The sequence below is a fragment of the Burkholderia sp. Ac-20384 genome (assembly GCF_017104605.1).
Classification (GTDB): Bacteria; Pseudomonadota; Gammaproteobacteria; order Burkholderiales; family Burkholderiaceae; genus Burkholderia; species Burkholderia lata.
Genome location: NZ_JAAGPE010000665.1, coordinates 1 through 1,168, shown reverse-complemented (window position 1 = coordinate 1,168; position 1,168 = coordinate 1). Strand labels below are relative to the sequence as shown.

1 pseudogene is annotated in these 1,168 nt (G+C 74.5%); it reads right to left on the bottom strand.

Going from position 1 to position 1,168, the window contains the following annotated elements:
* Window positions 1-1,031, bottom strand: a pseudogene (locus G3O00_RS42700) (4-alpha-glucanotransferase); the annotation flags it as partial.
* Between the last annotated feature and the right edge of the window lie 137 nt (window positions 1,032-1,168).

Sequence of the window (1,168 nt, the reverse complement as noted above, 5' to 3'; positions counted from 1 at the left end):
ACCGGCGGCGCGTCGGCCGGCGGGGTAGCGGCACGGACCGGCGCGCAGCCTGCGTGCTGCAACGCGTGCCACAGCGCCGCGCGTTCGGTCGCGCGTGCTGCATGCGCGGCGACGAGATCGGGATCAACGGCGGGCGGCGGCGTGACCGGGCCGGCTTTCAGGGGGGACGCGGAGGCTGCGCGGGGCACGGTGTTGTCCTGCTCGTAGTCGTTCATCTCGTCCGGCGGCGCGGGTGGCGCCACGTTGAGCGCATCCGTATCGCCGGGCTGCTCCGCGGCCTCGGCCGCGATCCGCCGCCATGCCAGGTCGACGCCGCGCCACCAGCCGGCCACGGTCGGCAGATCGTGCGTCGACGACATCGCGATCGCGTTGCGATCCCATTCCGCGGGCGGGCGGAAGGTGCCGCCGGCGTCGCGCTCGAACCACAGCACGCGCATCCCGGCGATGCCCTGCGCGCCGAGCCGTTCGCGGAAACCGGCCGGCACCGTGCCGAGATCCTCGCCGATCGCGAGCGCGCGATGACGGGCCGCCTCGAGCGCGACGAGCCGCACGAGATCGTCGACCGGATAGCGCAGGTACGCACCGTCGCGCGGCGAGCCGCCGTCGGGCACGATCCACATCCGCGCGAACCCGAGCACGTGATCGATGCGGATGCCGCCCGCATGCGCGAACGCCGCGCGCAACAGTTCGACGAACGGCACGAAGCCTTCCGCACGCAGCGCGGCGGGTGTCCAGGTCGTCACGCCCCACGCCTGGCCGGCCGCATTGAACAGGTCGGGCGGCGCACCGAGCGATACGCCGCGCAGCAGCGTCGCGCCGTGCGCGCACGCGTCGCTGCCCGCGCGATCGGAGCCGACCGCGAGATCGGCGATCAGCCCGGTCGCCATGCCCGCGCCACGCGCCGCGTGCTGGGCGTCGCCGAGCGCACGCGACGCGCACCATTGCAGGAACGTGTGGAACGCGACCGTGTCGGCATGGGCGTGCGCGAACGCGTCGACTTCCGCCGATCCCGGCTCGCGCCACGGCGCCGGCCCGCAGCAGTTCGAAGAGTGCGTGGCGCACTCACTCCCAGGCCGCCCGCCCCATACCGACCCGCGCCTTCCGTGTGTGTGCCGTGGCCCACCGCACGCCGTCGAGTGCCATGCCGTCCCAGCATCCCGACCGCGGT